At 41.8% G+C, this 24,375-nt stretch carries 23 protein-coding genes; 4 read left to right on the top strand and 19 right to left on the bottom strand.

Going from position 1 to position 24,375, the window contains the following annotated elements; genetic code table 11:
• Nucleotides 1-4 precede the first annotated feature (4 nt).
• From DS891_RS03665 to DS891_RS03650, 4 genes are read left to right on the top strand one after another with little or no spacing between them, the layout of a single operon-like run.
• A complete protein-coding gene (locus tag DS891_RS03665) occupies nucleotides 5-805 on the top strand; it encodes a protein-glutamate O-methyltransferase CheR (protein WP_010604746.1) in 801 nt (266 codons plus the stop codon).
• Nucleotides 799-1,299, top strand: a complete 501-nt coding sequence (locus DS891_RS03660; RefSeq protein WP_254605667.1) for a chemotaxis protein CheD — start codon at nucleotides 799-801, stop codon at nucleotides 1,297-1,299. Before DS891_RS03665 ends, DS891_RS03660 begins: the two co-directional genes overlap by 7 nt.
• Nucleotides 1,299-2,351, top strand: a complete 1,053-nt coding sequence (locus tag DS891_RS03655; RefSeq protein WP_174168877.1) for a chemotaxis response regulator protein-glutamate methylesterase — start codon at nucleotides 1,299-1,301, stop codon at nucleotides 2,349-2,351. The genes DS891_RS03660 and DS891_RS03655 overlap by 1 nt, the downstream gene beginning before the upstream one ends.
• A gap of 54 nt (nucleotides 2,352-2,405) precedes the next feature.
• Complete coding sequence (locus tag DS891_RS03650; RefSeq protein WP_174168876.1) at nucleotides 2,406-3,257, top strand: lysozyme inhibitor LprI family protein; 852 nt, start codon at nucleotides 2,406-2,408, stop codon at nucleotides 3,255-3,257.
• A 13-nt stretch (nucleotides 3,258-3,270) separates the two neighbouring features.
• Here DS891_RS03650 and DS891_RS03645 read toward each other — a convergent pair whose 3' ends face one another.
• The 19 genes from DS891_RS03645 to ggt form a co-directional block, all read right to left on the bottom strand.
• Nucleotides 3,271-3,681, bottom strand: coding sequence for a hypothetical protein (locus DS891_RS03645; protein WP_174168875.1), 411 nt, complete (start codon nucleotides 3,679-3,681; stop codon nucleotides 3,271-3,273).
• Between the two features lie 62 nt (nucleotides 3,682-3,743).
• Nucleotides 3,744-6,041, bottom strand: coding sequence for a diguanylate cyclase (locus tag DS891_RS03640; protein ID WP_174168874.1), 2,298 nt, complete (start codon nucleotides 6,039-6,041; stop codon nucleotides 3,744-3,746).
• A 2-nt stretch (nucleotides 6,042-6,043) separates the two neighbouring features.
• Nucleotides 6,044-7,021, bottom strand: a complete 978-nt coding sequence (locus tag DS891_RS03635) for a response regulator (protein ID WP_174168873.1) — start codon at nucleotides 7,019-7,021, stop codon at nucleotides 6,044-6,046.
• A complete protein-coding gene (locus DS891_RS03630) occupies nucleotides 6,993-8,132 on the bottom strand; it encodes a response regulator (protein ID WP_010604753.1) in 1,140 nt (379 codons plus the stop codon). The genes DS891_RS03635 and DS891_RS03630 overlap by 29 nt, the downstream gene beginning before the upstream one ends.
• On the bottom strand, nucleotides 8,122-10,020 hold the full coding sequence (locus tag DS891_RS03625) for an EAL domain-containing protein (protein ID WP_174168872.1): 1,899 nt from the start codon (nucleotides 10,018-10,020) through the stop codon (nucleotides 8,122-8,124). Before DS891_RS03625 ends, DS891_RS03630 begins: the two co-directional genes overlap by 11 nt.
• A 2-nt stretch (nucleotides 10,021-10,022) precedes the next feature.
• Nucleotides 10,023-10,622, bottom strand: coding sequence for a response regulator (locus DS891_RS03620; RefSeq protein ID WP_010604755.1), 600 nt, complete (start codon nucleotides 10,620-10,622; stop codon nucleotides 10,023-10,025).
• Nucleotides 10,623-10,771: 149 nt separating this feature from the next.
• A complete protein-coding gene (locus DS891_RS03615; protein ID WP_010372843.1) occupies nucleotides 10,772-12,100 on the bottom strand; it encodes a Na+/H+ antiporter family protein in 1,329 nt (442 codons plus the stop codon).
• Nucleotides 12,100-14,043, bottom strand: coding sequence for a DUF3488 and transglutaminase-like domain-containing protein (locus DS891_RS03610; protein WP_174168871.1), 1,944 nt, complete (start codon nucleotides 14,041-14,043; stop codon nucleotides 12,100-12,102). The genes DS891_RS03615 and DS891_RS03610 overlap by 1 nt, the downstream gene beginning before the upstream one ends.
• Complete coding sequence (locus DS891_RS03605; protein ID WP_254605665.1) at nucleotides 14,033-14,962, bottom strand: DUF58 domain-containing protein; 930 nt, start codon at nucleotides 14,960-14,962, stop codon at nucleotides 14,033-14,035. The genes DS891_RS03610 and DS891_RS03605 overlap by 11 nt, the downstream gene beginning before the upstream one ends.
• Nucleotides 14,963-14,976: 14 nt before the next feature.
• Nucleotides 14,977-15,882: a MoxR family ATPase gene (locus DS891_RS03600; protein WP_010604759.1), complete on the bottom strand. Its 906-nt coding sequence runs from the start codon at nucleotides 15,880-15,882 to the stop codon at nucleotides 14,977-14,979.
• Complete coding sequence (locus DS891_RS03595; protein WP_010372856.1) at nucleotides 15,879-16,262, bottom strand: response regulator; 384 nt, start codon at nucleotides 16,260-16,262, stop codon at nucleotides 15,879-15,881. The genes DS891_RS03600 and DS891_RS03595 overlap by 4 nt, the downstream gene beginning before the upstream one ends.
• A 260-nt stretch (nucleotides 16,263-16,522) precedes the next feature.
• Complete coding sequence (locus DS891_RS03590; RefSeq protein ID WP_174168869.1) at nucleotides 16,523-17,779, bottom strand: S41 family peptidase; 1,257 nt, start codon at nucleotides 17,777-17,779, stop codon at nucleotides 16,523-16,525.
• A gap of 45 nt (nucleotides 17,780-17,824) precedes the next feature.
• Nucleotides 17,825-18,397, bottom strand: a complete 573-nt coding sequence (locus tag DS891_RS03585; RefSeq protein ID WP_174168868.1) for a tRNA-(ms[2]io[6]A)-hydroxylase — start codon at nucleotides 18,395-18,397, stop codon at nucleotides 17,825-17,827.
• Between the two features lie 42 nt (nucleotides 18,398-18,439).
• Nucleotides 18,440-19,093, bottom strand: coding sequence for a sulfotransferase family protein (locus tag DS891_RS03580; RefSeq protein ID WP_174168867.1), 654 nt, complete (start codon nucleotides 19,091-19,093; stop codon nucleotides 18,440-18,442).
• A gap of 2 nt (nucleotides 19,094-19,095) precedes the next feature.
• Nucleotides 19,096-19,470: an MAPEG family protein gene (locus DS891_RS03575; RefSeq protein ID WP_017217387.1), complete on the bottom strand. Its 375-nt coding sequence runs from the start codon at nucleotides 19,468-19,470 to the stop codon at nucleotides 19,096-19,098.
• A 56-nt stretch (nucleotides 19,471-19,526) separates the two neighbouring features.
• On the bottom strand, nucleotides 19,527-20,231 hold the full coding sequence (locus DS891_RS03570; RefSeq protein WP_174168866.1) for an SIMPL domain-containing protein: 705 nt from the start codon (nucleotides 20,229-20,231) through the stop codon (nucleotides 19,527-19,529).
• Nucleotides 20,232-20,368: 137 nt separating this feature from the next.
• Nucleotides 20,369-20,584, bottom strand: a complete 216-nt coding sequence (locus tag DS891_RS24765; protein WP_320076054.1) for a hypothetical protein — start codon at nucleotides 20,582-20,584, stop codon at nucleotides 20,369-20,371.
• A gap of 125 nt (nucleotides 20,585-20,709) precedes the next feature.
• On the bottom strand, nucleotides 20,710-22,404 hold the full coding sequence (locus DS891_RS03565; RefSeq protein ID WP_010604769.1) for an NAD-dependent malic enzyme: 1,695 nt from the start codon (nucleotides 22,402-22,404) through the stop codon (nucleotides 20,710-20,712).
• A 172-nt stretch (nucleotides 22,405-22,576) separates the two neighbouring features.
• On the bottom strand, nucleotides 22,577-24,337 hold the full coding sequence (gene ggt / locus DS891_RS03560; protein WP_174168865.1) for a gamma-glutamyltransferase: 1,761 nt from the start codon (nucleotides 24,335-24,337) through the stop codon (nucleotides 22,577-22,579).
• Nucleotides 24,338-24,375 lie beyond the last annotated feature (38 nt).

The following is a 24,375-nucleotide window of genomic DNA, read 5'->3' as shown; positions in this document are numbered from 1 at the left end:
CCACATGATTGGGGACTTTATTAGCGATCAAGAATTTACCTGTATTGCTGACTTCTTCAAAGCCGAATCAGGAATACATCTTAGGGATCATAAAAAGAACTTAGTCTGTGGACGACTAAATCAAAGACTGAGGATTTTAGGATTAAGTAGCTATGGTGAGTACATTGAGTATCTAAAGATACCCAATAACAAAGGTGAGCGAAATATGTGCATCGACTTGCTGACTACCAATGAAACCTATTTCTTCAGAGAGCGTAAACACTTTGAAAAGCTCGCAGAGCTGTTTACCACGTACTACCAAAAGTCTGCACCAGATATTTGGTGTGCGGCTTGCTCTTCTGGCGAGGAAGCATACACCTTGGCCATGTGCACGCAGGAGCATTATGGTCACGGGAATTGGGTGGTGCGTGCCAGCGATATTTCTGAGCGGATGCTGGATTTAGCGAAAAAGGCAATTTACCCCTTACATCGTGCTAAAAACATTCCTGACGAATACCTAAGGAAATACTGTCTAAATGGCGTCGGAGAGAAGACCGGCTATATCATGGTGAATGATGAGCTCTATCATAAAGTTAATTTTTTCAAAAATAATCTACTTGTGCCTTATATCGGTGGTAAAGCTGACATAATATTCCTCCGTAATGCACTGATCTATTTTGAAAAAGATGAAAAGGTAAAAATCCTAGAAAATATTTATAGGGCGATGCCGAAGCAAGGTTTTTTGTTTTTAGGACACTCCGAGAGCTTAAATGGCGTGTATGACAAATTTGAATCAATCGCCCCTGCGGTGTATGCAAAATGTTGATGCCAAACAGAGACGTTGAATCAATATTTTTGCAGCCGGGTAGTTTGGCGATTGAGTCATTTCGTCCAGCAACGCTCAATACCTTGCTGGGGTCCTGTGTTTCATTTGTTTTAGTGTCTAAGCAGCACCAACTAGTTGTTGTGAGTCATATGCTATTGCCAACCACAGAAAAACCGAATGACGATGAGCCGGCTAAATATGTCGATAAGACTTTTTCGTTGGTTCGCCAATATTTAAAGCGGTTTAGTATCCCTGAGGGTTGTGTGGAGATTAAGCTTTTTGGTGGTGGAGAGATGTTCAAAACGTCTTGTTCAGAGACTGTCGGTATGCGAAACATCGAAATGAGTCATAAGCTGATTGACGATTATGGATTTAGGCTTGTCGCGCGTGATGTTGGCGGCCCTTATTATCGGAGAATTCAAGTGGATCTCAAGGACGGCGCATGCCGGGTAGACCGTTTTCATGTTGCGTTATCGAGCAGGAGAGCAACCTGATGTCGAATAAAATTTCCGTCTATATTATCGATGACTCTGCTGTGGTAAGGCAAACGGTCACTGCGATGTTGGAGTATTCGCCTGAAATCTGCGTGACTAAGGTGTTTAGCAACCCTGTCTTGGCGCAGCCCAGCGTGTTGGCAGAGCCGCCAGATGTAATTATTCTTGATATAGAAATGCCACAGATGGATGGTATTACCTTTTTACGCTGGCTCATGGCCAATAAACCTATCCCCGTGATCATTTGTTCATCGCTAACAACCACAGGTGCTCAATTGTCGGTAGAGGCACTCTCCCTTGGCGCATTTGAAATCTTAACTAAACCAGAGTGTGGCTTAAAATCATTTCTTGAGTCTCAACGCGAGCAATTTATTAAAGTGGTTAAGCAAGCGAGATTCTACAGACCAAAGTCCTCTACGGAAGACATAAGCCGTGCGCCTGCTATCAATGTTGCAATGAGCAATACCAACCTTGCCATTAATACCACTGATAAAGTGGTAGCCATCGGCACTTCGACAGGGGGGACGCAAGCGCTTGAGTACATATTTAGTCAATTAGAACCCGAATTGCCTGGTATTGTAGTGGTACAACATATGCCAGCCAACTTCACTAAAGCCTTTGCTCAAAGGCTAAATGATATTTCAAAATTAAAGATTAAGGAGGCTGAGCATAACGAACGCGTACTGGCTAACCATGTGTACATCGCGCCAGGAAGCCATCACCTTCAGCTTGTTCGTCGTGGTGCATTCTATTACACTCAGCTCAAAGATGGGCCGCCAGTGCAGCGCCATAAGCCTTCGGTCAATGTATTGTTTCAATCTGTTGCGAAGCAAGTTAGAAGTAATGCTATCGGATTTATATTAACCGGAATGGGCGCAGATGGTGCATTTGGTTTGTTAGAAATGAAGAAATCGGGGGCGAAGACTTATGCACAAGATGAAAGCTCCAGCATTGTATTTGGAATGCCAAAAGAGGCCATTAAGCTAAATGCTCACAGTAAAGAAGTGACTCTAGCGGATGTGCCGACGACAATAACTCAATGTTTTTCATGACGTTACTGTTGGGGTGAGCTCAACTCTTGTTTACGCGATTAAAAGGAAATTAGCTTGAAAGCGACTACATTAACCCGTAATTTTTATCATGGATTGGCTGTAGTTATAGCCATCACTCTATTTGGATGTGCGTCACAAAATAGGACAGTTTTAACACCCACCGAGAAATTGAACGCTGAAGCGTTTCACTGTGGCGAGCAGTGGATGACAGAGGTCGATGATCTTTTAATAAGTGGCGATGGTAGCGGGCATGGTCCTGATCTTGGCAGCCAAGAATGGCAATCGGTCATTGAGTTTAAACTTGGTGTAAGAAGTTACTTGGATAAGCCTGACCGTAGCACGCAGGATTGGTGTCGCTATATTGACGAGCACTTAAAACAACATACCCTACATACGCCTTCATTCGCTTGTAACGAGGTAAGAGCAGGAAGCATGGAAGCCGTTATTTGTGATAGTGCGGCGTTGTCTCGACTGGATCGCAGGCTAAATTCTGTGTATAAAAAAATTGTAAAAGAGCCGCATTCGAAGCAGCTTAAAGCCGAGCAAAGAGGGTGGATAAAAGGGCGCAATGCGTGTTGGAAATCTAGCGATAGCACGCATTGCTTGAAGCAGTCGTATATTCACCGTATTGCCGAGCTTGAGGCTCGTTTTGCATTAGTGACTAGCTCCGGGCATACGACGTATCTCTGTAACGATAAGTTATTATCCGTTTTTTACTATGATACTCAGCCACTAAGCATAGTCGCAGAATTTAATGACAGTGAAAAGCTGATGTTCATCGATAACTCTGCCAGTGATACTCATTACCGCGGTGGCGATTATCACCTTAAAGTACAAAGTAATGTAGCAATATTAACTTGGGGTTATTATCAACAGCCCATCCAGTGCAAAGTTACAGTAGACTAAATTTAGAAGCAGATTAGCGCTTCGAGTTGAAGCGCGAATCACCGGTTGAATGATAGCAAATCTTGTCGAGCATCATGATAATAAACGAGTCGTCTTTTGCTTTTCCTAAGAACTCCATAGCGTTAAATTCAAACGTCCCATCAGATTTGACTTCGTATTGAAGAAGAAAATCAAACTTTTCGCCTTCTTCTTCTACATAACCATCAATATTTATGTAGTTTCTGCCCCAATCGCTTGTGAGATAATCCCAAGTGAGTTCGGTAAAAAAATTATTCATAACTTGGCGAAAAGTGTAGTCGCTACACTCTTTAAACGGTGTGTCCTGCATTCGGTCAATTTCTAACTCAGCAGTATAATCGGCATAAGCTACAGATGAGGTGACTAAAAATCCAAGTGCAGCTAGGTTAAGTGAGAGCTGTTTCATCATTTTTCCATTTTTATTTCTGACGCGAAATTAAAGTATATCAAGCAATATGAAATATTTTGTTATTCGAACCAAACTACTTTATTTTTGCCAGTATGTTTAGCCTCATACAAAGCTTTATCAGCATCATTTAAATGTGCTGTAATAGACATTTTTTCCATCTCGGGAAGTACCGCTTTTACACCAATGCTGACCGTGAGATGTATTTTCTCTTCTTCTGACAGAGTAATTTCCAAGTTGGATATAGATTCTCTGATGGTCTCGATCAGTCCGCTAGATGATCCATGTGTGGCATCAAGTAACACAAATGCAAACTCCTCACCTCCCATTCGCGCAGTAAAATCATCACTGCGTAGCGCATCCTTTATGGTGTAAGCAATCAGTTTAATAGCTTTGTCACCAGCATCATGACCGTAGGTATCATTAATAGACTTAAAGTTATCGATATCTACCATACCAATTAAATAGGGGAAGGATATCTCACCAACTTCGGCGGCTTTTTCCATAAAGGCACGTCGGTTGGGCAGGCCTGATAAGGTGTCGGTCATTGCAAGTTCAAGCAGTTTGTTTTCTGCTTCTTGGCGCTCTTTATCGAGTTTAACCGCATAGTATAAACCCGCTAGAGAATCGACCAGTGGTTGTAAGAATTTTGCATCTTCTTCGGTATAGTCAAAAAACTTATTCGCAAGTCCTATCATACCGACCAATTCGCCATTGAGCTTTATCGGCAGCCCTAAAAACTTAGAGATCCTTGGGTGTCCTTTTGGCGTGCCTTTCGACGCAGGGTGCTTGCCTCGTTCATTACTAATGACGGTTTTTCCCGTCAGGATCACTGATCCAAACAGATTATTAAAATCAGTAAAATAGAGATCGTTATCATAATATCTCTGTACCAATTGAGAGCTTAAATCATTCCACTGCATTTCTGAAATGGCATGAATAAAGAGCCTTGGTACACCGGCGGTATGCTCAAGCTCGCCGATCAGCGCAAATTGGCTATCCGCAATGTCGATGAGCTCTTCTAGAATTTCACGGCATGATTTAGACAGATCACCTGTCTTTAAATAGGCTGACTGTGCTTTACTGATAAAAGACAGTAATTGCTTTTGCTTTTGCTTTCGCTCTTGCAACTGTGCTTCCATCCGGTAGGTAATATCCCGGTGAGTACCAGCAAGGCGCAGTGCTCTGCCACTATTATCGCGTTCAACCACTTTGCCATAGGTTTCTATCCACACCCAGTGGCCATCGGCATGTTTCATTCTATAGGACGTGGTGTAGGCATCGGTTAACCCTTGTAGGTGTTTGGCTAGGTCTCTTTCTACGTGACTACGATCGGCTGGATGAATAAGTTGGCGGAAGTAATTAACACTGGTCTCAACGTATTCAAATTCAATTCCAAGCATATCACACCACTTTTTATTAACTTTATTGATATCTGCTGGAATATTCCAATCCCATGTACCTAGCTCCGAGGCTTCTAACAACAGCCGCATCTGTCGGTTCGTCTCATTGAGTTTGTCTTCGGTGTACTTTTGCGCAGTATTTTCGGTAATAAAAGCCTGAATGCTTGTCATTCTGCCGTCGTGGTTAAAGTGCGCCACGGTGATCATACGGATCCAGATCTGTTTTGAGTCTAATGCCATCTCTAGCAAAATTTCAGACGCTTCTAAACCATCCAAGTGGTTTTGTAAGTTAAAATGAAATTTCTCAACACTTGGCTCGGTGAGTAAGTCTTCAAAATGCAATTCCCCGGAGCATAAGTGAAAAGCGTCAATACCAATCACGCGCTCAATATTCGGAGAAACCGTACGAATGCGCAGCCCATTATTGTACTTCCACTTAATTAACACGATTGGTGAAAAGCGGATTAACTCTTGATCTTCGAGGTATAACGAATAGTTTTTTTGTAGCTCTAAAATATTGGTGATAAGACCGCTGATCGTCTCGAGTAAATGAACATCTCGCTCGGCATAGTTTTTCGGTTTGGTATCGATTAAACATACGCCACCGATTGGCTTGCCGTCGAGTCTAAAAGGTACACCCAAGTATGAGCGAATGTAGGGCTCGCCAGTCACGAGCGGGTTATTGGCATAATTTTCATCCAAGGCGGTATCTGGAACAAGCAAAGACCTGTTATGTTTGATTAAGCTCTTACAAAAAGCATCTTGCTCCGGTGTCCTATCGGCTAGGATCCCATGTCTGGCGATCAGATGTTGCCATTGCCCTTCGATTACAGTGACTAAAGTTATTGGTACCTCAAAATAATCAGATAGGGAGGTAAGTAGCGTATTGAGGTCGGCGAGCGGAAAGCTTGATTCGACTAAATCTTGTGTTAATTCAACTTTTGCAAAAGTATCCACGCCTACTCTCCATTATTTAAAAATGCAGCAAGTTGAGTGGTGTTACTTTGTATCTCGTGAGGTAGCGCGGTATCGAGTAACTTTTCCAACTGAATTTCTAGCTCTATCTGCTTTCTTGGCAGTAAGGATTGCTCAATGTTATCCAGTACGAATAGATAGTTATGGGTCGGTGATGGTAATATTTTGTAGTTTCTGAAAACTTCTTGAGCTGCAGCTGCCAATTTCGGTGTGGTGAGTTCGCAAGTTGGCAACGCATAGTAAGTGAGCACGGGGTTTATCGAGTAACATAATAGCAGTTCGGTGATAACTTCATAGACGTTAATTTCGTCTGTAACTTCGACTTTTTCTATGGTGATCAGATAGAACTCTTCGTCTTTTGGATTGCTGCGGATCTCACATCTTAAAACACCAAGAGGAGTGTGGTAGATGCCATTACCACTAAAGCATGCCGAGAACTCTACAAGTATCTGAGATTCTATGTCTTTGCTGAGATTATGCTCGACAACTTGGCCTTCATTATTGATTAATACCCGTGGGCAATCACGGTTTTTTAGTTGTTCCTGTAAAACCGTTTTAAAATAATTATTATTGTATACGTCTATTGCTGCATTAACTTCTTCGAGTAATTTGTCGTTCTCCCATGGTTTACACAAAAACTTATGCGCAACCTTGCTATTAATCATATCAATAAGCATATCGGAGTCGGTATAACCGCTAAGAATTAGGCCAATTGCACCAGGGTTTATTTTTTTGGCTCGTTTTAGAAAATCTCCACCATTCATGAGCGGCATTCTAAAATCAGAGATAATAACCTGAACGGGGTGCGTGTCTATGTACTCAAGAGCTTCAAAAGGATTATCAAAACTGACAACCTCTACCGAAGGCAGCCGTATGACTCGTTTTAACGCCTTAAGTATTGACGTTTCATCGTCTAATATCAGTACTTTGTAACTAACTAAAGTATTTGCTTCTGAGTTCATAGAAAAGCTCCAACCAATCTTGGCTCTTTTGATCAAAAAAGGTGTTGATCACCGTCTGATTGACTTCTTTATTGGTGATAGTGTCTATAAGCAACAATAGCTTAGTGGCATTGCAATCTGAGCTAGCCGTTTCTAGGGCATTAATGAGTGCATACAATTGATCTGTGATGGCTGACTCGTAGCCAATTAACGTGGCTGTATAAAGGGCGATGTGTAATTTCTCGATATAGCAACTCTGTGGGGAATGACATTGACTTTCGGTAATAAGCTGAGCTATTTCTGAGCCGAGCTCACCTAGAAATAATAAGGATTGAAGAAAAACAACACGCTCAGAGTCAATTGATGCGTCATGTAGCTTGTGTACCAATTCCTTAAGTAACTTGACCTTTTTAAAGTTAATATCGCTTAACTGCTCACAGTTCGCGATATCATATCTGGCTGCAACCATATTGTGATAACACACAGAGACAATAATTGCAGACACTAAATCTACACCGAGCGTCTTAATCGCGGTAGAGAGGGAGTATTGCTTCGTCGATAATCCCACATAAGCACTGTTACACAGGTGGAATAATTTAGCTTGAATGAGCACCTCTTGTTCTAGCATCGCTTCAAGCTTGTGAAAATCTAAATCAATGTCTTCAATTTTACTTAGCAAGATAGGCAATTCGTTTTCAATGAAAGTTTCATTTAACGCACGCTTTATTGCTTCTCTTAAAGGCAGCTCATTGAGTCGATAAAAAGCGGTGATAACCTCATCGAATTCTTCTCTTCGAAATGGCTTAGCGATGATAAAGGTCGCAGAAATTGAAGATTTGCACAGTACCTTGCCCGTGGTATCGCCCGTTAATAACACGGTGAGGACTTGCGGATAACGGCGCCTCACGATATTGATTAATTCAACACCGTTAATCGATGGCATAAGGTAGTCACTCACAAAGATGTCTATGCTCGCTAACGTATCTAGGGATTCTATGAATTGTTTAGGTGATGAAAAGGTCAGTATCTCAGCGCCTTCCATGCTGATTTTGAAGTGGCGGTGGAGCGACTTCAACATTAACTCATCATCATCAACGAGCACAATCCGTGGCACTTGGCTTTTAATAGACATAGTGAGTAAACTCCTCAAGCAAAACAGGTTTTCCGATGAGATATCCTTGTACTTCATCGCATTTTAACTGTTCTAGAATTTCAAGCTGTTCCACGGTTTCTATACCTTCAGCGACAACTTTTAATTCAAGGTCGTGTACTAATCGAATAACATTTTGGACAAGATCTCGAGCTGATTTTGAACTGTCGATATTTTCAATCAGGCTTTTGTCAATTTTGATAACATCCACTGGCAATTTTGAAATATAGCCCAATGAGGAATATCCCGTACCGAAGTCATCGATGGCAATGGAGAATCCGATTTCTTTTAATTGTAATAATTTAGTTTTAGCTTGCTCGAGATTTTCTAAAACAAAGTTCTCGGTGATTTCTAACTCGAATTGCTCGGGTTTGAGCGAATACCTTTCAATAATCGAATACATGGTTTGTACAAAGCAGGGATCGGAAAGTTGATAAGGTGAAACATTCACTGCAACTTTTTGGATCTCAAGTTCTTCCTTTTGCCATTCGCACAGTGCAATACATGCCTGCTCAAGTACCCAAGTTCCTATTTTTACTATTTGTCCGTCTTTTTCTGCCAACGGAATAAAATAGTCTGGTGAGTTAGCGCCGAACTGGGTGTTCTTCCAGCGAATTAACACTTCGCAACTATTGATTGAATGTTCATTTAAATTAAGCTTAGGCTGGAACCTTAGATAAAACTCATCATTATCAACGGCGTTAAATAATGCCTCAGAGACTTTATGCTCGTTTAGCTTTTCTGAAAGCAGTGATTGCGAATAACGCATATAGAAGTCAGTGCGAGACTCGCAAACAAATTGGGTATAGATAACTAAACTGTCTATTGCTTCCGAGAGTGGTTGCTTAGGCTCAATCATGGTGTACGAGACAGAGAACTTGATTTGGATATTTTTGCGAATGAAAAATTGTTTAATTGAGTTGATTAACTCATCTAAAAATTTGTGTACCTCAATTTCACTTTGTACTGAATCTAGCCAGAAAATGGCTTGGTCAAAGCTAATTTCAAGCATCGAAAAATGAGTCGCTTCGCTCAGTAGAGCATGATCTATGATTTTTTTAAACGTATCTGAATATATTGGGGTATTAGAAATAATATTCTTAACCAACAAGTCTCGAATTTTCAGGCAGATCATGACAGAGTTATCGGTGCGATTGATATGTTCGAGAAAGCCCAGTTTGCTCTGATAAAAGTTAGGATATTTATCCTGCTCGCTGGAGAGGGGTTTAATGATAAGTAGGTAGCTGGATTCTGTTTTTAGCTTGAGCTCAACTTGACATAACACCCCAGAGCTTTTCAATGTTGCAATTCTGCGTTCAGTAAAATCATCAAGGCATTTATCACTTTCAAAATTAAACAGTTGAAAGAAGTTGCCTTTATTGACCTCGTTCAACACTAATTCCGTGTAAGCGTAATTACAGTCAATGACATTACCTATGGTATTAACTTCGACTAAAGGTGCATTATTGTTACGCAATATCTGGGTTTTTAATTCGTTTTTGTGATGGTTTGTGAGTGCCGCTTCTATCGTTGTGTACAGTTCTTCGTTATTCCAAGGCTTGGATAAAAACTTAAAGGTGTTATTCGCGTTGATCAGCGACTTCATATCGTCATAATCAGCTTGCCCACTGAGCACAATGCATTCAATACTGGGATCATGCTTTTTCACTTCTTGGATAAGCTCTTGGCCATTCATGCTGGGCATTCTGAAATCAGTAATAAGCACATGCGGTTTGTGCTCTTGTATTAAACCGAGCGCTTGTCTTGGGTCATCGGTATATACCACTTCATAATGCTGTAAACGCAGAGTGCGCTTAAGCGACTTTAGAATATCAATTTCATCATCAACCAACATGATAGGTGCATTCATAGCTACCCCTGGATTAGCGCATTAATTTTTTCTAACAGAATAGAGTTATCAAACGGTTTAGAAAGGGCATCGTTGGCGCCCATCGCTTTGGCCTTTTCAAGTTCTACATCATTTAACGCAGAGATCACCAAAATCTTAATCGCTTTAAATTCTTCTTTTTCGCGGATAAATGAGATCACTTGAAAGCCATCCATTCCCGGCATGGAAAGATCGAGCGTGATTAAACTTGGTTTAAACTCAGAGATGGCAATGCCTGCCATAAAGCCATCCCCAGCTTCTTGTATCAAATAATCGTTGCCTATCACTCGTCTTATCGCTTTTCTATATTGGGGCTCGTCATCAATGATAAGCACCTTAGCTAAATCCCGTTCTTTATCAGAGTGTAGACCACTTTCTGCGATTTGATAGTCGCTAATAAAGTCTTGCGAAAGGGGGATTTTGTGCTTGTTTAAAAAGGATAAAAAGTCTTCAAGTAAGACACGGTAGTTACCGCGTCCAGGAAGCTTATGACCTTTTAATTCGCCATTGGCAATCCAACGACTTACACTGCGTTGGTGTACGTTACAGTAGCTGGCGATTTCGCTTGGTTTAAGTGTTTGCATAGTCTTATTGCTTTAATTCTCTTACCTATTGGTATAGCACAAGAAAACTAATAAGACAAAAGCGACATTAGAGACAAAGAAAATAGAGTATGTTTGTGAGCTAAAGGTATCAAGGCGGGCAGCCTTGATACCATCATGGATATATAAACCTATAACACCATCGCGGCTATCCAGCCGAAGCAGAGTAGTGGGATGTTGAAGTGAATGAATGTAGGCACCACGGAATCCCATATGTGATCGTGCTGGCCGTCGGCATTTAAGCCAGAAGTGGGTCCAAGTGTGGAATCTGATGCAGGAGAGCCCGCGTCGCCTAATGCACCTGCGGTTCCCACCAAAGCGGCGGTAGCCATAGCGGAAAAGCCAACTTCTAGAGATAAAGGTACAAATAGCGTGGCAATGATTGGCACGGTTGAAAATGAACTGCCAATTCCCATGGTAATAAGTAAGCCAACAAGCAAAATCATCGCAGCAGCGAGTGGTTTATTATCGCCAACAAAATCTGCACAACTTGCTACTAAACTTGCCACATCGCCCGTTGCTTTCATGACGGAGGCAAAGCCTTGAGCAGAGATCATGATAAAACCTATCATTGCCATCATCGCCACGCCTTTGCTGAAAACATCGGAGTTTTGTTCCCATTTCACAATGCCAAAGAGGCTAAAAATCATCACGCCAACGAGCCCACCTAATATCATTGAGCCACTGTTATTTTGTGCAATGAGAGAAGCCAGCACCGCAGCACCGCCGACGATCATGACTTTAGTTGCTTCTTGGCCTTCCGGTACTGTGTTTGACTGAGTACTTTGCTGTTGACTCACTTCATAAACTCGCTTTTTACGATAAGTAATGAAAACGGCAATCAACAGGCCAATCAGCATACCAAGCGCTGGGATCACCATAGCGTACGGCACGTCGAACTTAACCAATTCTAAACCATTGTCTACAAGGTTTTTATGCAAAATAGAGTAAAGGTAAATGCCACCGAATCCATATGGCAACACCATATAACTGGTCGCTAGGCCAAACGTTAAAATACACGCAATCGCACGGCGGTCTATCGTCAGCTTGTTCAGTACGACTAATAGCGGTGGAATGAGGATCGGAATAAACGCAATATGGACAGGCACAAGGTTTTGCGAGGCAATCGAGCAAGCCAAGATGATGACCATTATAAACATGCTTAAAAACGTTGAACCTTCGCTATCATTGGCATTAACCAATTTGAGCAGCTTTTGCGCGAGGATTTGAGTTAAGCCAGACTTTGAAATAGCAACTGCAAACCCACCTAACATGGCATAGCTTAAGGCTATTTCTGCGCCGCCAGATAGCCCATCATTAAAGGCGTTTAAGGTTGTCTTCAAATCTAAACCGGCCACTAAGCCCGCAGCTATTGCACTAACTGTCATGGCGACAATTACATTTATTCTAAAGAGGGTTAACCCCAGCATGAGCAAGACGCCCAAAATAACAGCATTCATTATTTTCTTGCCTTTCTTTTTATTGATTTATACAACCTCTTCAACTCACCAAGCTCAAGTTTATTAAGTGGTTTTTGTTGATACTGTGACTTTTCAATTAATTGATAAAACTGCCAAAGCGACGCTTCTAACTCAGGAAATAACTTACATAACTCAACAATATGTTGTTTCGCCGTAGTGCCACTTAGGTGCTCTTTGAAATCGGACACTATAGCATTGTAATAGACAAGTTCGATAGGGCGTTTATGCCGAGTAAGCTGCTTGCTAAGGTAAAATAGCGCAATTGAGAGCAAAAGCAGCATAAACAGGGAAAATATCCCAGCCCAAAATTGACCATTACTCCCAAACCACTCTTTAAACAGTGCGCCTTGCTTTTCTTTGTCAAAATTAATGACGACGCGAGTCCACTGATAGTCAAGCTCCTCGAGCTGTAATCGCAACCAATTAATAGATTGCCAATTAGACAACCCAATTAAGCTGTAGCCCAAACCACTTTTAAACTCGCTCGATAATTGTTCTAACTGAGAAAGACTCCCTGTCATGCGTTCTGGGGCAATCCAGGCAGTTGGGTCTAAGCGTTGCCAGCCAATTCCCGGTGTAAAATATTCAACCCAAGCATGTGCGTCATATTGATAAACGCTGTAATAGCCTTGATTGTCATTTTTTTCACCGCCCAGATAGCCTGATACTAAGCGAGCGGGGATACCCGCGCTTCGCAGTAGAAACGCCGCAGCAGAGGCGTAATGACCACAAAAACCGTTAAACGAGCTAAATAGAAAGTCATCAATCCTATCGCTCGATTGGGCTATAGTTGGTGTTAAGGTATAGACGAAACCATTTTGCAAAAAATAGCGCTTCATTAATTCAATGAATTGGCTCGTTGTTGTCGATTGACTGTCCCAGTCGCGCGCCAGTTGCCTTGCCTGTTGATTAATGCCGTCAGGTAATGCGGTGTTACGCCTATAATACCAAGGCCTTAACGAGTCTTGGGGTTCAAAGTCAGTGAAATCGATTTGATACTCGACAGGTTTTGCTGATAGGTTTTTCAAATAGACCGTGCCAAACACGTTACTATTCAACTTAGCGTTTTTCGAATAAGAGTATGACAGGCCATACAACCAAGGAAGTTGACTTGGCTGCGCAATAATGGTTGCTGCGCCGATCGGCTCTTTGGGCAACGCTCTGATATTAGTACCTTGATACTCAGAGACTTTCCATTGCCGTCCGTCAAATTCATCATGAATAATTGCACGCCAATAGAAAGGTCCAGTTTGTTGAGTGTTCTCAAATGACGCCCTAAACACCAAGTCGCTGGACTGGGATAAGTTTGCGATATTGAAAGGATCTACATTCTCAGATAATCCTGTTTTTGCTTGATTCTGCGGTGCAGGTAACTGCCAAAATGCCGGGAGTTTTGGTAAAAAAACGACTAATAAGGTAGCTACAGGCAGCACCAATACCAATCCCTTTGCACTTACCTTAAGCGCAGGTTTGAACCTTAGGTTTTGCTCGAGATTAAGCATGATAGCTAAATTAACAGCCAGCAAAATCAATACAAGAAATGCTGCAAATATACTTTGTGTAAAAAGAAATAAGCACGGATAAGTAAAGAAATTCAAAATACATATTTGTGTAAATTGGCGAGCTTGCGTGGCATGCACTTGTTTCAGTAGCGATGCAACCAACATCAAAGCCACAAAAACATTCACGCTGTTTTTTATACCTATTAATGAGGCCGTTGCAATGGCGCCGAGTAAAGTGACCAAGTTGATAAAGCGAATGCTTAACACGCTTGGTTTAGTCACCAACCTCGATGCTTGCCATAGTGTTAAAACGGTACATAACCCGACAAAACCGATACCAAAATCATCGACAAGAATAATGCTCAGCAGCCATAAAAATAGTGACGTGCTGTAGTACCATTTTGGGAAGCTAGAATTCACTTAATGCCTCCAAGCAACATAGTTTATGGGTTTCACCTTGACCGAACGGGATCCTGTTTTGTTGAAGTAACAGGGCATAACTTGTTTGTTGCTTATCGGCGTCAAGCACCATAGTACAAAGTTTACTCAGACGTTCTTCTTTGCTGCCTGAAAGTTTAGAATAATCGAAAATAATGCGGTGTAAATCGGCCGACTCCGGTGCATTCTGTTTAATTAACATCAGTTCCGTCTTGGCGTAATGCTTCCAAGAAACGCGGCTTAAACTCATCCCTTTTTGATATTGCGAGAGATGGTCGAACTCAACTGAACGCTCTTTCTCTTGTATGCTTTGGCTAGTATTCGAGGCACTGCCGAAGCTAAACTCTGTGTCTACAACGGGCAATGGAGTAGGGTACACGTAGAAAGCATCGTTTGGTTTTATATACGACCAGGTACGAATAAGGCCAAATGGGAAGTAGCTGAGGATTTTAATTACCCCCGTATCATATACGCCACGAGGTAATTCAGGGGCACTTAGCTCGAGAATTTTCTCATCACTCACTTCGGAAATATGGGTAGCCGTTTGGTTGTATTCACTTGAAAGTCGAAGTGATTGGATCTCTGCGCTAGATGAAATACTGAGTCTAATAGATGAACTATATGGGCTAAAATTAGCATTACTTCCCAAATATCGGACATTTGTATTGTTCAAGTTAAAAAAACCTAAAAATAGGGCGGCTATCATCATCACAGCCATAATGTAGGACACTGCAAGGATTAGATTATTCTGATAGTTGATCCCCAATACAAAATTAAGCAAAGCCACAGCGATAAAAAAACCGCCATCCTTAGATGGCAGTATGTAGATATTATTATGAGATAACCGTATTTCTGAGCGTTGATGTCGTTTATAAATATGCTGCTTAACTTTCCGTTTCAAGCGGTTAATCATGCTTAATGTACCGGTACGTTTTGAAAGACCTGTGTCTGAACTTCTGCTTCATTAGTCGTGGTAACGCCAAGTCGATGGGCACAGACTGAAGTGAAAACGGCTTGAACATCATCGGGTATGACGAAATCTCGACCACTAATAAACGCATATGCACGACTTGCGGCTGCAAGTGCGATGCTAGCTCTTGGCGACAAAGGATCGCTAAATTGACCTGAGCTTCGTGTGTAGTTAACTAAGCGAAGGATGTAATCAATAATAGCGTCACTTAGCACAATGTTAGGCACAACTTGTTGATAGGCTAACAGTGTTTTACCATCGATCACTTGTGGTGCTTGAGTCAGTTTTCTCGCTTTCCCAGCTAATTTAATTAGCTGCGCTTCTGCCATTTCCGAGGGGTATCCTAAGCTTATACGCATAAAAAAGCGGTCTAGTTGTGACTCAGGCAGTGGATGCGTGCCAGATTGATGCTGAGGATTTTGCGTTGCAATCACAAAAAATGGGCTAGGGAGCTCATGGCTTACGCCATCGATGGTTACTTGATGTTCTTCCATGGACTCCAACAACGCGCTTTGAGTTTTTGGACTTGCGCGGTTGATTTCATCGGCCAGTAAAACTTGGCTGAAAATTGGACCAGGATGGAATTCAAAAGACTGATGTTCACGGTTAAAAATAGAAGTGCCGGTAATATCAGCTGGGAGTAGATCGCTAGTAAATTGCACGCGACGATATGTCAGGCCTAACACATCAGCAAGAGAATGAGATAGCGTCGTCTTACCCATACCTGGTAAATCTTCGATTAGAAGATGGCCGCGACACAAAAGACTGCAGATCGCGAGTTTTATTTGTTCAGGCTTTTCTAAAATAACGGTAGAGAGCGCATCGGTAAGTTTCTTTATTTCTTCATTCATGTAACCAGCTCTAAACGCTTCATTACCGAATCCACTTTATGTGCATTGAAAGGTTTAGCGATAAAGCCCTTAGCACCAAGTTCCCAAGTATTTTGAACATTCTCCATACTATTATGGCCAGAGCACATGATGACATGAGCCACAGGAAAGTTTTCGTTTATGTAGGAAAGAATTTCGGTGCCATCTGTATCGGGAAGCTCAATATCTAAAAAGACAACACTGGGTTGTTTATGTTTTAGTAGCGGCTTTGCAGAATCAAAGTCTTCACAACCATAAACTTCTTCAAACCCTAAGTTCTCCAAAATCTGTGTCAGAAAATCTCTGATCTCAACAGCGTCATCAATTATCAAGATTGGTTCTAGAGGTCTTACAAATTCCATATGTCGATACTTCAAATTACAAATTCAACCACATACTATAAAAAGCGAAACCATAGCTCAATAGAAAATACAGTAAACTTTTTATTAATGTCCGATACCGTCTAGTATTGGACATTAATTGGTGATTTATTTAGCTTCTTGCTGCTGCTAATACTGGAAATAATTGCATCCTATAATTTATATTATGTTAAATACTATAAATTAAAAGAGAGACTAACTTACTCTCTTGTACAATCAAAATTACGTTGGATGTTTATGGGCTACTTTTTGACCTGCTCATCCGTTTTCGAATATAAAACTGACACTGCTGTTTCTAGCGCTACATCCTTACCATTGTTGTCCATGTCGCCAGCCACGATTATATTTGGTTCGAAGTCTTCACGATAACTACCGTTTACGTGATATAAACGTTCAAATCCAACTTCAACCCATGCGTCACTTTGATCAAGGACGAGACGTTTGATGCCGCCAAGCAAATCAGCCATCGGTGCGCCAATTACTGCGTCCGCACCCAAAGCATCAAAGCCAATTGTCATGCCTTCTCCAATACTGCCAGTCCAGCGCCCAGCAAGTACAACAAACGGTACCTTTATTTGTTGCTTTGCTGGTTTAGTGAGCGCGTCTTTTAACTCTGCTTTGTTGAATTGTACAGATCCCGTTTGAGTACGGTACTTTTGATACACGCTTGGCGCAGCAGTAAAATGTCCAAGTATGGGTTCTGCGACACCAGTATTCCCGCCGCTGGGTGTATTTCTAAGGTCAATAACATAACCTTTCACTTCACCTAAGAGCTTTAATGCAGCTTTAAACTCATCAACGGTTTGGGCGTTGCCCATGGCGTTATTAAATCGAATATGACCAAATTCATCTATTTTTTCGTAGGATACTTTAGGCCCATTACCTAGCGCATTTATCGCATCATAACTTGCGGCAAGTTCGACAGTTGCTAACTTTGTATCCCGTTGAAATTCAATTTCGCGTTTTTGATAACGTTTTCCTCCTAACGCAATATTCAGTGCGTAACTCTTCTGAGCCTTATTTAATTGACTCAATGGCACCTGCATTACGTCTTGGATGGCTTGCGATATTGTATTGCCATCTATCCTTGTCACTTTATCTCCAGGTTTTATCCCTTTAACGTCTGCATCGCTGCTCCGTTTTACGTCAATAATAAGTGCGCTGTTATCATTAAACTCGACATACATATCTGCACCTGTTGGATACACACTGTAATCCTCTTCATTTAATGGACCAAGATTGAGATGCGGATCTGTAAAGTGGCGTAAATATGCTTGGCTTAAGTCAATAAATGCTTGCTTTGAATCTAAATTATTTAACTTATTCTCAAATAGTTGCCGAGTTTGCTGGTAACCTTTAAAGTCATCTAGATATGCGTAATGGGTTTGCAAGTTATTATCGAGTTCTTTCCACGCATCCAACGCGCTAAAAGTCTCAGCACTTGCAGCAAAATTTGTTGTTAAAAGGAAGCTGAAGCATAAAAAAGCATTTAATTTCATATTATTATGTCCTTGTTATTATTATTTAATCCCAGTTATTTTATTCTAATGAAGCGCTGCGCTAAATGGAATACGCTTACAAATACCCGCTTCTGCGATGAGAATTTCCTCTAAACGTTTGTCTATCGTTAATTTGTCGAAATACTCGTAGCCGAGCTCCACAAAGAGGTTTTTGTGTTTTTCTTCTGACTTGGCAATGGCAACATAAAAGTCTTTCTCTTTGCCTTCAGGAAGCGCTTCTGCAACTAAAGAAAAACGCTCATGGCCCCTAGCCTCAATTACTGCGCCAATCAGCAATCTATCAATTAAATATTCATCTGTGCCCTGGCGGAACAATGCACGCATTTGCTTTATATAGGGGTCTTTTTGATCGTTCCCTAGTAGCGTACCACGCTCGGTTAAGATCTTAAGTACCTGTTTAAAATGGATCATTTCTTCTATTGCGAGATCAGCCATCGCTTTTACTAGCTTGATCCTGTCTGGGTAATGACCAAGCATTGCCATCGCCATTCCGGCTGCTTTTTTTTCTGCAGCGGCGTGATCTTGAAGAAAGGTATCAAAGTCGGCTAGGACTTTTTCAGTCCAGCTAAAAGGTGTGTGATATTTTAATTCAAACATAATTCTATCTTGTATATACAGCTTGTGGTGAGTATAACAAACTCAGACGCTCGAGCGAACTTGCATGCTAAAGAGCGCTGTGTCTTTATCTGCTTTGCCATTACGTGTCGATTCCACTTTATTGGGGTGTGAAAACCACTTCCATGCAGTGACTTTACCACCGATATTGACATGCGGAATGGTCACTTTTTCTTGAGTCACGCCTATAAATTCGGCAAGCGTTTGCTCGGCATCAGTTGCGGTTAGATTGACCATTATAATAGGAATATGATTCATTTTTGCAAAGCTAAGCACCCTATCATGATGCTTGCTATAACAATCCCGCCAATAACCATCGTCTTCAAAATGTTTGTCAAAATCAGGAAAAGTTTCCAAATAACAACGCTTAATGGTGTCGTTAAAGCCCCCTTTTTGTGACAGTAAATTTTCTTTCATTGCCGTCATCAAACGCTTAATTGAGGGAAGCCATTGCTCAAAATCTCGTGTCAAATGTACTATTTTAACTTCAGGATATAAAGCATATAGTTTTTCATAGTCAGCAAAAACGGGCGTGTCAGCAATAAACTCAGCGCAGTCTAACGCTTGCCTTGTGTATGCCGTGTGTGCTGTTTTGTATCCAGCACCTAATGCAGCAATACACAGACTTGTTGTGCCCGTTCGTGGTAAACCCGTTACCAGAAATTTGTGTTTTGTCATATTTAGATAAAGTAATACACGAGGTTGAATGACGCTAAAATAAGTATTACTCCATATGTTGTCGCCATCGCTACTTTTCTGATTGAAAAGTTGGTTTTACCGAGTGCAACATAGTGTGCAACTCGAGAAAACAAAAAAGCAATGCCAAAAGCATGAAGTAGATATGGGTTGATTTGTTGAGTTTCGAGTAACAACATCATTAACAGTACGAAAGGTGTGTACTCGATAAAGTTGCCGTGGATCCGAATTGCACTTTGCAGTTCATCGATACCACCATCTCCAAGCGATACTTTATGTCTGTGTCTGAGTGATATTATGTTAAAACTGAGTTTAATATAGATTAGTGCCAGTAATGCCGCATATAAACCGGTGATCATAAAAAGCCCTCCAGTGGAGGGCTTAGTGTATAAGTTTAATTAGTTCACAGCCAGTATTACTCAATTAAGTAAACAGCATAAACTTCCGCGTTCAATGTAATTGCACCTGTGTTATACGCATTTTTGTATGCGCCTTGATCTGCTTCCATTGCCATCGCTGCAGAGCGCACGTAAGGCTGAACTGGCGTTTGCATTGGTTGGAATGAAACTGAGTACAGCTTTGCCAACTCAACATCAAACTCGCCTGCTAGTTCTTTAGCTGCTTTCTTTGCATCTTTAATGGCGGCTTTTTTGAGGCTTTGCAGATACTTGCCTTCATTTTCAACACCAAATTCCGTGTTATTGAACTGATTGATGCCGCTGTCAACAAACTCTTGAAGTAGCTCCGGGTATTTTTTGATGTCTTTAAGTTTTACTGTAAGGCTACGACTTACGCGAAAACCATCAAACTCTTCTTCATTTGATTCACGATTGTAGCGGGTCTGTCTGTAGACATTCAGCTGTTCTGCGTGAATATCGTCTTCTTTAATATCGAAGCGTTTAGCGATTTCTATGGCCTTAGCCATAATCTTATCGACGTTTTCTTTAGCTGTGGGTAGCGACTTTTGCTTTTCGGTAATGGCAACACGGATGGTTGCAACATCGGGTTGTACTTGAATAAATGAAGTGCCTTTAACATATAAATGCGGAGAGTCAGGCAATGCGCCTGCAAAGCTAAATCCAGATAAACATAATGCCAGTAAGCCAGTTAAAATTCGCATCTTTTGCTCCTAAAAAGTGATACCTGCATATTCAAGCATATTTCAATTAACAACTACTGAATTGGATTTCAAGGTAACAAACTTTAACAAAATGAGTGATTATCACTCTGAGAAGTTATATGTGGTACTCTCAACTTTTACGCGTGATTGATAAACAAAAATCGCCGCCAATATGAGTTGGCGGCGATTTCTGCTTTAGCTAGGGCCTGTTGACCTTTGCTGTTTGATTTTTGTTCTTCTGAGTGTGTTTTGGTCGCGACGCTCGACTTGCCGCCTAGTAATCTAGGCAAAAGTTGAGCAACAATGAACAAAGCGCACTCAGGTGAACCCAAAGGGCAGCGCTTGACTGGCATTTCTACTGTGTTATCACCTGACTTACATAGAATAACTATGCTACGCAGGCTCTGCCTTGTATAAATACCAGTCAAACTGCTGCAAAAACAAACTTGAAAGATCAACAGGCCCTAAGTAAAAGTAATTAGACGCTACAGCGTTTGTAATTTCTATACTTAGGGAGCCAATAGTTTTTCTCTATCGCTGCCCAAATTGCGTCGTCTTCCATTTCAAGTGCAACGCCCTCTTCCATCGCTTTTTTAGCAACTGCAAAAGCAATTCGTTTACTCAACGGCTCAATTTCAGTTAGGGCTGGTAGTAAGCTACCTTTGCCCGTATTAGCACGTGGTGATGATTCAGCAAGCATTTCGCTCGATACCATCAACATGCTATCTGTAATACGATTCGCTTTAGCTGCAAGTACACCAAGGCCGATCCCTGGGAAGATATAACTGTTATTACATTGAGGTATGATAATTGTTTGCTCACCATGTACTACAGGTTCAAATGGGCTTCCCGTAGCTACAATTGCTTGACCATCAGTCCACTCAATCACATCTTTTGGATGCGCTTCAACTTGGCGTGATGGATTACTTAGTGGGAAAATTATCGGCTGTTCGCACCCTGCATGCATCGCGCGGATCACTTGCTCAGTGAATAAACCTGCTTGACCTGACACACCAATTAAGATGTCTGGTTTTGCACAGTGCATTACATCTAATAAAGATGCAAATTCACCACTGTATGTCCAATCCGCAAGGTTGGCTTGTTGTTGAACTAGCGCTTCTTGGAAATCTCTTAGCCCTTCCATGCCTTCTGTCAGAAGGCCAAAACGGTCCACCATAAACACTTGGCTTCTCGCTTGCTCGTCGGTTATCCCTTCTGAAATCATTTGGCTAATAATTTGCTCTGCAATACCACAGCCAGCAGAGCCTGCACCAACAAACACCACTTTTTGTTCCGAGAGCTTCGCTCCTTTCACGCGGCAAGCGGCTAGTAGCGAACCTACAGTAACCGCAGCGGTGCCTTGGATATCATCGTTAAAGCTACAGATTTCATCGCGGTAACGTTTCAATAATGGCATTGCGTTAGGTTGTGCGAAATCTTCAAACTGTAACAGCACATTAGGCCAACGGCGTTTAACCGCTTTAATGAATAAATCTAGGAATTCGTCATATTCAGCTTGGTTGATACGCGGGTGTCTTGCGCCCATGTACATTGGGTCGTTGAGTAACTTCTCGTTGTTTGTCCCTACGTCAAGCATAACAGGCAACGTGTAAGCTGGGCTGATCCCACCACACACGGTGTAAAGTGCCAGCTTACCGATAGGAATACCCATACCACCAATACCCTGGTCGCCAAGGCCTAAAATACGTTCACCATCTGTAACCACAATAACTTTTACTTTGCCTTTAGTGGCATTTCGTAAAATATCGTCGATTTGATAACGGTCTTCATAAGAAATAAACAAACCACGAGAGCTGCGATAGATATCTGAAAACTTCTCACATGCATCACCTACTGTAGGGGTGTAGATGATTGGCATCATTTCTTCCAAATGATCGCGTACTAAACGGTAATACAGCGTTTCGTTGTTATCCTGAATAGCACGCAAGTAAATGTGCTTGTTTAGGTTGTCGCTAAAGCTTGAATATTGCTGATAACAACGCTCAACTTGCTCTTCAATTGTTTCGTAACGAGGAGGAAGTAGTCCTGCTAAGTTGAAATTTTCACGCTCGCGTTGAGAGAATGCACTCCCTTTGTTAAGCAGTGGCGTTTCTAATAGTGTAGGACCTGAATAGGGAATGTAGAGATAATTTGGATCGGTTTGTTTAGTCATATTTACAAGCTTGACACTAATTTTTTAGTCTAAGGGTTCATTATTGTCGAAAAGGATTAAATTACAATGAATTTAGTGCTCATCAGACCATTATTAACGCGCTCCAGAGCACGTTAAACGCATTTTTCTGGAACGCAAAATTATAGCCTAAAAGCACTTAAGAAACCACGGCTTATTCGCTGCTTTCACCGAGTGCAACACCTTCTCTTCTTGGGTCTGCACCACCGATTAAATGTGTTCCACGAACCTCAATGGCATGTAGTCCTGAGTTTAAGTCGCGGATCTGTACTTCATGGCCTTTTTTCTCAAAGTAAGGTGCTTGTTTTGTCAGCTCTGTGCCTTTTTCAAGCGTTGTGTACTTATTGCGATTGGTGATTTTTGGTAAATCAATCGCAGCCTGAACAGATAACCCCCAGTCCAGTACACCAACTAAGGTTTGAGCAACATAGTTGATAATACGGCTGCCACCCGGTGAGCCGACTATCAATTTAAGCGACCCATCTTTATTAAACACCATTACAGGTGCCATAGAACTTCTTGGGCGTTTGTTTGCTTCTACCCGGTTAGCGACCCATTTATCCCCTACTTTTGGAGAAAGCGCAAAGTCGGTTAATTGGTTATTGAGTAAATATCCGTTGACCATCACCGTCGAGCCAAATGCCATTTCTATCGAGCTTGTCATAGAAATAGCATTACCCTCTGCATCTACAATCGACACATGGCTGGTCGAAGGTAATTCATAACTATCATCCATAGCATAAGCGAGTGTGCCCGAAGTCGGGTCGCCTACTGGAAAGTCGTGATTATCCATTTCACCGATAAGTTTGCTACGGCCTAATAGATATTGCTCGTTAAGCAATGCTTTTGCTGGCACTTCAACAAAATCAGGATCGGCTACGTAAAAATCTCTATCGGCAAACGCTAGGCGAGATGCTTGAGTAAAGAGGTGCAAAGCTTCTGGGTCGTTTGCCTTAAACTTACCTAGGTCGTACGGTTCCAGCAGTTTCATCATTTGCAAAACGGCAATACCACCACTGCTAGGCGGTGCCATAGAGCACACTTTATATACACGATATTCCGTACAGATAGCGTCTCGGGTTTTGCTCTTATAATGTTCCAAGTCGCTCAGCGCCAATTTTCCAGGTGCGATTTCAGACTTTTGCACAGCTTCCACTAATTGGGTGGCATTTTGCCCTTCATAAAAGGCTTGGATCCCTTGTGTTGCAACCTTGTAGTATAGGTTTGCCAAAGGCAGATTCTTTTTAAGGGCCCCTGGTTGTAGTGCTTTACCATTCGGATAGAAATATTCTTTTGCAGGACTGAGCTTTGTCAAACCAGGGTTGAGTTTTTTCTCAAGCAGCATATTTAAACGTGGAGAGACGATAAATCCGTCTCGAGCTAATTCAATCGCTGGTTTAAATAATTCCTGCCATGGCAGTTTACCGTATTTGTCATGTGCTGATTTAAACGCGTGTAAAATACCAGGCACACCAACAGAGCGACCGCCCACCACAGCCTCAATCCATCTAACCGCATTACCCGTATCATCTAAAAATAGATCAGGGCCTGCAAGTTTTGGTGCAGTTTCTCTTCCATCAAAACTAATTAATTCATTGCTTTTCTTGTCGTAGTGCAGGATAAACGCCCCGCCACCTACGCCCGAAGATTGCGGCTCAACCAAGGTAAGCACAAGTTGAGTCGCTATCATGGCATCAACCGCACTTCCCCCTTTTGAGAGCATCAATTGACCTGCTTTACTCGCATAGGGATTGGCAGCAACGACCATGTACTTTTCTGCGGTGCGTGCTTCTTTAGATTGGAAACCTGTTGCGGCTTCCGGCTCTCTAATTTCGATTTTTTGTTGCTCAGCTAAGGTGTTGGTTGAAAAGCTGAATGCGGCAATCACGGTTAGTGATGCAAGTGTATGTTTCATAATACCCACTTTGCTTACGTCTTATATTTGGCATCATA

It is taken from the genome of Pseudoalteromonas sp. JC28 (assembly GCF_013319255.1).
In the GTDB taxonomy this organism is placed as follows: domain Bacteria; phylum Pseudomonadota; class Gammaproteobacteria; order Enterobacterales; family Alteromonadaceae; genus Pseudoalteromonas.
This window is presented reverse-complemented; position numbering and strand designations above follow the sequence as displayed.